Here is a 10,890-nt window from a genome sequence, read left to right on the forward strand (position 1 = left end):
GAAAAACAAGATTTGAATTAATAACTATCCTATTTTGGAAGTAAGACGTCTCCAATTACGTGGATAATCCCGTTAGACGTTTCAATCGAAGCCACGATTTCAGAACCGTTGACAAAAGTCTTTTCGCCTTGTTTGGTAATTTTCACTTTACCACCATACACCATATCAAACTCTTGTCCGTCTTGCATGTATTCAACCTTCAAAGTGCCTACATAAGTGTGGTAACCTAAAATGTTTTGCAAGTCGGCTTTTTTCTCCTGTTTAAGCAAACCATCAACCGTTCCGGCCGGTAATTTATCAAAAGCCGCGTTGGTAGGAGCAAAAACGGTAAACGGTCCGGCATTGCTTAAAGAAGTCACCAACTCACCGGCTTTCACAGCCGCTACTAAAGTAGTGTGGTCTTTACTTCCCGAGGCAACCTGAACGATATTTGGATTAGAGGTTTCATCTTGTACGCCTTCTTGACCCACACTTTGAGCCGGTGTGCTTTCGGTTGTTTCAGTTGGGGTTTCGCTGCTTTGTTTGCAACCCACAGTGGCAAAAAAACAAGCTAAGAGCAAAATTTTAATGGAATTTTTCATAATAATAGATACTTGGTTTATACACACAAAGTACCTAACTATGAAACAGTTATTTTATGATTGAACTCATAAAACTGCAGGGATTTTAACTTTTTTTTATCGAATAAAAAGCGGTGATGCCTATACCCGAAACCATTAAAGCCGCAATGCCAAAAAGCAGCTCGTTCACAAACGGAATGACCGTATAACTAAACGAGGCAATCCCTTGAACGGCCAAAACCAATTCGTTTAAAAAAACACCCACTGAAAAAAGCGTAATCCCGAATTTGATGGGGCTACGGATAAAAAAGAAATGATTGACATAAATGTAAAACAACAAAAACAAACTGATAACCGCCAATAAAACCAAATGCAAATAAGCAATCACTATAGGTCGGAAACCAAAAGCCAACTGACTAAGCGCGGGAATCGTCGAGCCTAATTGCAACAGCAACTTTCCGCTGCAAGCCACCGCCACAAACACGATAATGTAACGCAAAAAGAACGGGTAGTTTTCAAAAACGCCTTTTTTAGTTTTAATGACCTTAAACAAAAACGGAAACCAGGCAAACACTTGAAGAAAAGCAGCAATTACGGTTGGAATGTAAATCCACAAGGGTATATCTAACCATAATACAGACAAAACATAAGCCGGAATACAAGCGATAAAAAACAGCCAAAACACCTTTTGATACAAAGGCGAATCCGTGGTTTTTAAGTCGAGGAAATGCACTAACAATCCCATACACGCAAAGAAAAACCAACCGTTATACTGAAAATGCAAATAGTAATAAATAGAAGCCAAATATTCGTTTTGATGGATGTTTTTGGTAACCATCATATACGCCAAAGCAAAAGTGCCCAACGATGAAATCACATTAAAAAAAATAGCGCCTTTAAACCAATTGACCGATAGCGAGCTCTTGTCCACCGCTTTCAAATCTTTCCAATATTGGTACCCAAAAACATAAGCCACAATAATAGAAGCAGTAGAAAACACAATCGAAAAGGCCGCATAACCTTGAATAATAAAGAAAACCAACATGCCATAAGCACAAATCAAATTGGCCAATAGAATCTTATTATAATTACCAAATCTGTTGCCTAATGCCTTTTGCCTATTGCCTCTTTTCTCCAAAAACCCAACCATCAACACCATTAAAGTATGGCTAATCCAACCGGCAAAAGCAAAATGAGAATGGGAATGCTGCAAATTCTTTTGGTTAAAGAAAGGAAATTCGAAACCTATTTTATACCGCATCAAAAGCCCGAGCAGCGCCACAATCAGCAAATTGAGTAGTGAAAACTTCAGCCAAAACTTAGGGGTAAATTGCATTAGTAAAATATTTTGTGGTTGATAATCTCAACCTTATTCGTTTTTGACATTTTAGACAATGCCCTAATTACGGTTTCCACTCTTAATCCGGTGAAATTGGCAATCTCTTGTCGGGTAAACGGAACTTGCTCTTTCTCACAGCCGCTTTTCCCTTTTTTATGTGCATTCAAAAAAGCAGTAATTCTAAATTCCGGCTTTTGATTAATAATATCCTTTGACGTCATGGCTTTTGAATGTATTCGCCTCGACATCAAGACCAAAAACTGTTTTTGAAAAGACGGATATTCGTCCAAAATTTTTAAAAACTTCTCCTTAGAAAGCTTTACAATTTTACTGTCCTGAAATGCCACTGCCGTAGCCGGATATTTTTCATCAATAAATAATGGCGGTTCGCCAAAACTTTGCCCTTCTGAAAAATACCCTTGCGTAAATTCTTTTCCCTCATCATTAGAATTATACATCCTAATGCTGCCTTCTATAATCTGAAAATAAAAATGGGCTATTTCATCTTCACCAAAAATCATTTCGCCTTTTTTATATTCCTTAGCTATGGCGCCCCAAGTAAAGAGTAAGTCTAAGTCTATTTGCATTTTGATTTTGAGTGTTTTAAGTAAAAAACGCTTATTTTACAAGCCTTCCCAACTAATGGATACAAAGTTAATTCGAATAAAATTACAAAAAATATGACCATAGTCATATAAATAATAACTTTATCTGCTTCAGGCTTCGAAGAATCTTATAGGTGAAATGTTACCCTTAAAAGAAACCTTTTCCTCAACCTCAACCTTACCTTTTAACACCATAACCTAATATTTTTAACTACTTTAGCATTCTAATCATCAAACTAAAACTATGAAGAATACTAAACTCATCTTGTTATCGGCTTCCGTTTTATTGGCGGCTTGCAGCCAAAAAGAACTCACTTCGGGTATCACTAAAAAAAACATGGATACGCTGGTAAAACCCGGCGATAACTTTGCCGCCTATGTCAACGGCGCTTGGATGAAAACCGCCAAGATTCCGGCAGACAAAGCTTCCTTTGGTGCTTTTGACATGTTGGTAGACCAATCCCAAAAAGACGTCAAAGCCATTATCGAAGAAGCCGCAAAAGGCAGCAATGCGGAAGGTTCCGACGAACAAAAAATCGGTGACTACTACGCTTCTTTTATGGACAGAAAAGGTCGCGATGCGAAAGGCGTAGCGCCTATCCAACCCGAATTAAAAGCCATCGATGCCATTGCTTCTTATGACGATTTAGCAGCATATTTCGGAAAAGCCAACCGCATAGGAGTAGCCATTCCGTTCAACGTTTCGGTCTATACCGATTTTAAAGATCCTACGAAATACACTTTAATCACTTGGCAAGGAGGTCTCGGACTTCCGGAAAGAGAATACTATTTGGCTACCGATGCTAAAATGGCTGATATCCGTACAAAATATGTAGCCTACATCGAAAAGATGTTCCAATTGACCAATATGCCAAACGCTGCCGAAAGTGCCGCCACCATCATGGCTTTGGAAACTACTTTGGCTTCCAACCAAATGAAAAAAGAAGACACGCGCGACATTGTAAAACTATACAATGCTTACGCTGTAAAAGATTTAAAAACGTTGATGCCCGATTTCAATTGGACAGCCATGCTAAAAAGTGCCGGTGTAGCCAATGAGAAAAAAATGGTAGTGACCCAAGTAGACTATACCAAAAGCCTAAACAACATTATCAAAAACACCCCAATTGACACTTGGAAAACCTACTTAAAATGGGGTTTAATCAACGACTCAGGCGAAAGTTTAACCACTGCCATAGACAACCAAAAATTTGCTTTTTACGGCAAAACGCTTAATGGTATTGAGAAGCAACAAGAAGATTGGAAACGTGCCGTTGATGTGGTAAATGGCGGTTTGGGTGAAATTGTGGGGAAAGTCTATGTCAAAAAACACTTCTCTCCCGAAGCCAAAGAACGCATGGTGACTATGGTGGAAAATCTATTAAAAGCCTATGCCGAAAGCATCAAAAAACTAGATTGGATGAGTCCGGCCACCAAAAAAGAAGCCTTGAAAAAAGTGGACAACTTCATGATTAAAATTGGTTATCCCGACACTTGGAGAGACTACTCAGCCCTTAAAATAGACAAAAACGACTTCTTCGGTAACGGTGTACGCGCTGCCGAATTTGAATACAACCGCAACCTAGCCAAACTAGGCAAACCGGTAGATCGCACCGAATGGGGCATGAACCCGCAAACGGTAAACGCTTACTACAATCCTTCCTTAAACGAGATTGTATTCCCGGCTGCCATTTTGAAACCGCCTTTCTTTGATTTGAATGCCGATGATGCTGTAAACTATGGTGGAATTGGAGCCGTGATTGGTCACGAAATAGGCCACGGTTTTGACGACCAAGGAAGTGCTTTTAATGGCAAAGGCGAAATGAAAAACTGGTGGTCACCACAAGACTTAGCCGCTTTCAAAAAGAAAACGGCCGCTTTGGTTGACCAATACAGCAGCTTCAAAGCCTTCCCTGATTTGAATGTCAACGGTGCCTTTACCTTAGGCGAAAACATAGGCGACTTAGGTGGATTGAGCATTTCCATCAAAGCCTACAAAGCCAGTTTAAACGGCAAAGAAGCACCCGTAATGGATGGCTTCACCGGCATGCAACGCGTATTCCTAGGTTGGGGACAAGTATGGTTAGAAAAATCCCGTGCCGAAGCCCTGCGCAGTCAAATTGCCTCCGACCCACATTCACCGGCACTATTCAGAGTCAACGGAACTGTGCGTAATATTCCTGAGTTTTACGAAGCGTTTAATATTAAACCAACGGATTCTTTGTATTTGGCTCCTGAAAAGCGTGTGAAGATTTGGTAGAAGAAATCATACTATAATAAAAACCCTGACGGAGACGTTGGGGTTTTTTGTTTTACCACTAAAGCCAATCGAAATCCCGACTGTCACCCTGAGCCTGACGAAGGGCAAACCCATTGTTCATAAATTTTGCAAACAAACAGACCTTATGCTTACAATCGTAGGCGGGCCAATCGTAGGCATAAACATAATTTTAAACACATGAATATTAAAGAAAAATTTGGCAATAAGGTTAAAGCTTTGAGAGAAGAAAAAGGCTTCTCCATCGAGCAGTTAGCCAACATTTCCAACGTAGATAGAAACTATATTTCCGATATAGAAAAGGGAAAAAGAAACGCATCGATTGAAATAATTGAAAAGGTAATAACCGGATTAGAGAGTGATTTTGCAACATTCTTCAGTGATAAAAGTTTTAAGAGATGAAAGAGAAAAAATATAAAGTTTATTCATTATTTACTGGTGCTGGTGGTTTTGACATTGGTTTTGAAGAAGCTGGATTTGAAGTAATTGGCGCATCCGATATTTGGAAAGAAAGCGAAAAAACAATGAATTTAAATTATCCTAATATTCCATTTATTTGCAAGGATATTAGACTGTTAACTTCTAGTGAAATATTAGAAAGCACAAATAACGTTTTTCCTGATATAATCATCGGAGGTCCCCCATGTCAAGGATTTTCCGTCATGGGAGATAAAAATTCAGCAGACCCCAGAAATTCACTTTTTGAAAGTTATGTTAGATTAGTTGATGATTTGAACCCACTATGTTTTGTTTTTGAAAATGTAAAGGGAATAAAAACTATGTTTAATGGCAGATACCTAAATATGGTTGCTAATAGCTTTGCTGATTTAGGCTATGATATTCATCTTAAAGTTTTAAATTCAAAAGAATATGGGGTGCCTCAATCTAGAGAGAGAGTAATTATTTTTGGAACTAGATTAGATAATCCCTTTAACTATCCTCTTCCCAATGATAAACAGATTGGAAATTTAATACCTTATAAAGATGTTGGCGAAGCAATAAACGATTTAATTGATAAAGACGAAACCTTCCCAAATCACATTCCTTTGGAACATGGTGAAATTGTATTAGAAAGATATAAACTTATCAAGGAAGGTGGAAAATTGCCTCCACCTGAAGAATTACCTGAAAAAATAAGAAGAAAGAATTTTGGAAACACATATGTTAGATTAGATAGAAACAAGGTTTCGTCAACTATGGTTCCAGGAAACAATGCTTTTCCAGTACATCCAATTTTAAACAGAAGTTTGACACCCAGAGAGGCTGCGAGAATTCAATCTTTTCCAGACCAACACATTTTTACTGGACCAAGAAAAGAACAATGTACTCTTGTTGGAAATGCAGTTCCTCCTTTAATGGCAGCTAACATTGCTGCAGCAGTAAAACGTCATATTGAATCAATGGAAACGGAGGAAACTTCAAAACACATTTATTTAAAAAAACATAAAAAAATAGAATTGAGTAAAGAATCAAATTTTAAAAATAACAAAAAAAATAAACTTAGTTTTATTGATTTGTTCTCCGGTGCTGGTGGCATCGGTGTTGGCTTCGAACAAGCTGGTTTTGAGCATGTATTTAGTGCTGATTTCGATTCAGCTGTTGCTAAAACATTTAGACATAACAATCCCAACATTCCATTTATAGAAGGAGATTTATCGGATGAGTCTATTTTTAATAAAATAAAAGAAGATTTCTCAGATAAGGAAATTGATATTATTGTTGGAGGTCCTCCATGTCAGGGTTTTTCAATGTTTGGCAAAAGAAGATTTGTTAATTCCAAAGACTATAATCCTCATGATGATGATAGAAACAAATTAATTTTTACTTATTTAGAATATGTTAAACATTTTAAACCAAAATGGTTTTTGATGGAAAATGTTCAAGGATTGACCACTCTTGATGGAGGATCTTTCCTAAAAGCACTTATTTTAGAAATTGAGAAGTTGGGTTATAACAATCATGACTACAAAATAATAAACACAGCTGATTATGGTGTTCCTCAAAAAAGAAAACGCTTTATTCTTATTGCAAATAGAACAGGTAATATCATTCCTTGGCCAAAACCAAAGTATTATGAAAAGCCAGAGGACTGGGAGAAACCTTACAGGAGTGTTGGGGAGGTTTTATTAGGTTTAGAAACAATAAAATCACAATCTAAATATTTTAATCACACTCCTATGAACCATTCTCCAGATGTCGTAGAAAGATTTTCATATATAAAAGAAGGATGTAAAATTGTCCCTGATGATTTACCAGAACATTTAAAGCATAGTAAAACTGGTAAAGAAATTCAAAGTTTCAGTAAAGTCTTTTTTAGACTTAACAGAAATAATCCAAGTCACACATTAGTCCCAGGACATAGTGCTTTTCCAATACATCCTTGGTTAAACAGACAATTGACAGTCAGAGAAGCAGCTAGAATTCAGAGTTTCCCTGATAACATTGAGTTTTTAGGAAATCATGGTGAACAATGTAAACAAGTTGGTAATGCATTTCCTCCTATGGCAGCAGAAACAATAGCTAATAGTATTGCAAAAGCAATTTCTAACAATTGGATTGAAGAAGATACAAGCAACCTTGCATATTATTCATTAATAGAAAAATAAATTATTTAATCGAATCAGGAAAGAACTATAATTCTAATGACAGATATTCAAATTAAATTTCGAGATTGGTTAACCGTTAATTTTACAAAATCTGCGGATAAATATTTTTCTTATTTTAATACGGCTAATAAAATTTCTATAAATGCTGAATTAGGGGATTTATATAAATGGACCGCAATTGAATGGTCTAGTAATGAAAGTCAATTAAGAGAAAACAAAGATTTTATAGAAATAAATGCTAAAGGGCATAACAATTTAACTGCTAGTATTGGGCAATTTAAAAAATTCTTGAGAATGGAAATTAAAAATATAGTAATTCCACCAGTAATTCCATTTCCAGAATTCAAATGGAGATGGGCAGTAACTACACCTTCCGAAAGCCTTAATACTGAAGAACTTTTATTTGGGGTTTTAGCAATTCTCGTAAAACATAATGGCAAAAGACATGCCACACAAGAGTTTAAGAATGATTTGTTGGAATTACAAAATAGAACTGGTACTAGTATTGATTTAGCAAAAATTGATAGAGATATTAACAAAAATATAATAGAAAATTCAGGTCAATATTGGAAAGCACTTGGATTACTTAATTCTACAACTGACGGTACAATATCGGTTACAGATTTAGGTAAGGGTATTGTCAGTGGCAATATTTCAAAATTAGATTTTATAAAGAAATTGTACAATGATTTTTCATTGCCTAACCCTAATATAGAAAGTATATCTACTATCAGCATCTGGAATGATAATAACATTGTTGTTCATCCTTTTAAGATCATTTTCAATATTTTATTAGGTCTGTCAAAAAGAAATCAATCGCCAACAAATTGGTATATTGAAGGAGAAGAGCTCAGAGATGTTGTAATTCCGTTATCTATTTATAAAGATTTAGATGTTGATGTTTATGTTGACAATATTCTAAAATATAGAGCCGACAAATCTCAATTTAGCACATGGCCAAATTGTGCTCCTGGAGATAATGACTTTAGAATGATTAAAGAATATTTGTTATTTCTCTCAAACTTTGGGTTTTTAGATTTAGTTGAATTAAAGGATAAATCAAAGAGATACTATATTAATTCATTAACCTTATCAATTTTAGATGAAACAGTTTCTTTAAAGAAAGAAGATATAATTATTAAAAACATGGGGACAGAAAAATTTGATTATAAAGCTTATTTGAAAAGTTTAAATGAAAGTAAATTAACATTTTCTGATCTATTGATTATAAGGTTTATATCGTCTCTTTCCTCAAAACCATTCGTTATACTTAGTGGCTTATCTGGTTCTGGAAAAACCAAAATAGCACAAAGCTTTGTGCAATGGATTTGTGAAGATGACACCCAATACAAAATTGTTCCTGTAGGTGCAGATTGGACTAATCGGGAACCTTTAGTTGGTTATCCAAATGGATTAGTTTCAAATGAATACATTACTCCAGATAGCGGCGTAATTCATCTATTAATGGAGGCGGTAAAAATAGAAAATGAAAACAAACCTTTCTTTTTAATTCTAGACGAGATGAACCTCAGTCATGTAGAAAGATATTTTGCAGATTTTCTAAGTATAATGGAATCCAATGACTCCATAAAATTATATACAGGCAAGGAAAGATCAAGTTTAGATGGTATACAAATTCCTCTTGAGATTGGTTGGCCAAAAAATGTATTTATTATCGGTACAGTAAACATAGATGAAACAACATACATGTTCAGTCCTAAAGTATTAGACAGAGCCAATGTAATAGAATTCAGAATTACAGAAGAAGAAATAAATGGCTTCTTAGCAAGTCCGGGTATTCCAGTTTTAAAAAAACTAAAAGGTCAAGGAATTGCAATGGCAAAAAGTTTTTTATCCATCTCAGAAAAAGTAGATATAGTTAAAAACAAAGCACTAACAGATGAGTTGGTTTATTTCTTTAACGAGCTAAAAAAAGTGGGGGCCGAGTTCGGTTACCGTTCTGCTACAGAGATAATGCAACTAGCGGCAAAATTAAAAATGTTAGAGCCTGAAATTAGCGATAATGTTTGTTTAGATATTGCTATTATGCAAAAGTTGCTACCAAAACTACATGGTTCTAGAAGCAAGTTAGTGAAAATATTAATTGCTTTAGCGGGCTTATGTATCGATGGTATGAAAAAGGAAGATTTCGAAAAGAATTTTGAAGAACTTTATAAAAAAGACTTTGAAGGTATTGATCTTAAGTACTCCATTTCATTTGAGAAGCTAATTAGAATGTATAAAAATGTCTTAGCTAATGGTTTTACTAGTTATGCTGAAGCATAGAGAAACATGGAGGAAACCAAAAAACATATTCAAATACCATTAACATTCTTTAACGAGATTGATTTTTTAGAAATCTATCCTGAAAACAAGGCTAAACTTTTTGAAATTTCCGAAGTTGAAGCGAATGAAAATGGAGAAAGTCCCTTTCAGATTTTGGAAGGGAACAGTTATGAATATGCCTTTACTAATGAAAATTATCGCTTAAATTGTAGTATTGATGGAGTAATTTCGCAATCAAAGCGTAACCCATCTCTAGGAAGGATAGTGCCAAATATCTATGTAGGAACACTTAAATTATTTGTAACTGATATTACCCAATTAGGTAAAGAATACTCTATTACTATTGAAGTCTTAGCTACTAAGTTTGATACTGAACTCGACAAAAGTTACCGTGAAAACTATCGCTTTATGCTCAAAGACATAACGGATAAGTGTACGGAACTATTAATGCAGATCAACTCTCCGATTGAACAAAATTTTGAAACCGATTTTTCAAGAGATAACGAAACCATTTACCAACGATTTAGTTTTATCAGTACAATCATTGAAAACAAAGATTTTGAGGAAGCAGTACTTAAAATTATAGCTTCTCCCAAAACCAATTGGGATACTGAAGAAGAAGTTGTTGACATCCGTAGAATCAGAAGATTCAACAATGCCGCTACTAAACAAATAATATCAGGCTCCAATAGAATTCCTCTACAGACATCACATCCATTATACCAAGTCGGGATTCATTCAATCCCGAGTAAAATAAATAGCTTTAGAAAAATAGAGCACACAGATACACCCGAAAATCGATTTATAAAACATGCCTTAGAAGTGTTTTTAAGATTTGCAGAAGACTGCCAACAGTACTTCAAAGATAAAGGATATGCCAGGCCATCTATTGAAGCCTCTAATTTGGTCACAAAACTAGATGGTTATTTAAGTCATTCTTTCTTTAAAGATATATCAAGGCCAACCTCATTAAAATTAAACAGTCCTGTTTTACAACGAAAAAGCGGTTATCGCGAGATTTTAAGTGCTTGGCTACAATTTGACTTGGCAGCTAAGTTAGTTTGGAAAGGAGGCGATGATGTTTACAAAGCAGGCAAAAGGGATATCGCCACTTTATACGAATACTGGCTGTTTTTCACGCTTTATGATTTATTCAAAGCTAAATTCAAAATAAAGGATATTGAGCACGAAGAGAAATCATACAATCATTTATTAG

General features: G+C 35.4%; 8 protein-coding genes. 5 read left to right on the forward strand and 3 right to left on the reverse strand.

Features of this window, described 5'->3' with window-relative positions:
• Positions 1-29 precede the first annotated feature (29 nt).
• The 3 genes from ACK4HO_RS08630 to ACK4HO_RS08640 all read right to left on the reverse strand — a co-directional run bounded on the left by ACK4HO_RS08630 (position 30) and on the right by ACK4HO_RS08640 (position 2,486).
• A complete protein-coding gene (locus ACK4HO_RS08630) occupies positions 30-581 on the reverse strand; it encodes a fasciclin domain-containing protein (RefSeq protein ID WP_409664908.1) in 552 nt (183 codons plus the stop codon).
• Between the two features lie 85 nt (positions 582-666).
• A complete protein-coding gene (locus ACK4HO_RS08635; RefSeq protein WP_409664909.1) occupies positions 667-1,896 on the reverse strand; it encodes a hypothetical protein in 1,230 nt (409 codons plus the stop codon).
• The gene (locus ACK4HO_RS08640) at positions 1,896-2,486 is read right to left on the reverse strand and encodes a Crp/Fnr family transcriptional regulator (protein ID WP_409664911.1); all 591 of its coding nucleotides are present in this window, start codon (positions 2,484-2,486) and stop codon (positions 1,896-1,898) included. Before ACK4HO_RS08640 ends, ACK4HO_RS08635 begins: the two co-directional genes overlap by 1 nt.
• A gap of 262 nt (positions 2,487-2,748) precedes the next feature.
• Here ACK4HO_RS08640 and ACK4HO_RS08645 point away from each other — a divergent pair, with 262 nt between their 5' ends.
• The 5 genes from ACK4HO_RS08645 to ACK4HO_RS08665 all read left to right on the forward strand — a co-directional run.
• Positions 2,749-4,764, forward strand: coding sequence for a M13 family metallopeptidase (locus tag ACK4HO_RS08645; RefSeq protein ID WP_409664912.1), 2,016 nt, complete (start codon positions 2,749-2,751; stop codon positions 4,762-4,764).
• A gap of 198 nt (positions 4,765-4,962) precedes the next feature.
• Positions 4,963-5,184, forward strand: a complete 222-nt coding sequence (locus ACK4HO_RS08650) for a helix-turn-helix domain-containing protein (protein ID WP_409664914.1) — start codon at positions 4,963-4,965, stop codon at positions 5,182-5,184.
• Entirely contained in the window at positions 5,181-7,388 is a 2,208-nt protein-coding gene (locus ACK4HO_RS08655; RefSeq protein ID WP_409664915.1) for a DNA cytosine methyltransferase, read from the forward strand. Before ACK4HO_RS08650 ends, ACK4HO_RS08655 begins: the two co-directional genes overlap by 4 nt.
• A 36-nt stretch (positions 7,389-7,424) precedes the next feature.
• Positions 7,425-9,674, forward strand: a complete 2,250-nt coding sequence (locus ACK4HO_RS08660) for an McrB family protein (RefSeq protein WP_409664917.1) — start codon at positions 7,425-7,427, stop codon at positions 9,672-9,674.
• A gap of 6 nt (positions 9,675-9,680) precedes the next feature.
• Positions 9,681-10,890: DUF2357 domain-containing protein (locus ACK4HO_RS08665; protein WP_409664919.1), on the forward strand; the 1,210-nt coding region annotated here is incomplete at its 3' end.

This window comes from Flavobacterium sp. (genome assembly GCF_046296355.1).
Lineage (GTDB): Bacteria > Bacteroidota > Bacteroidia > Flavobacteriales > Flavobacteriaceae > Flavobacterium.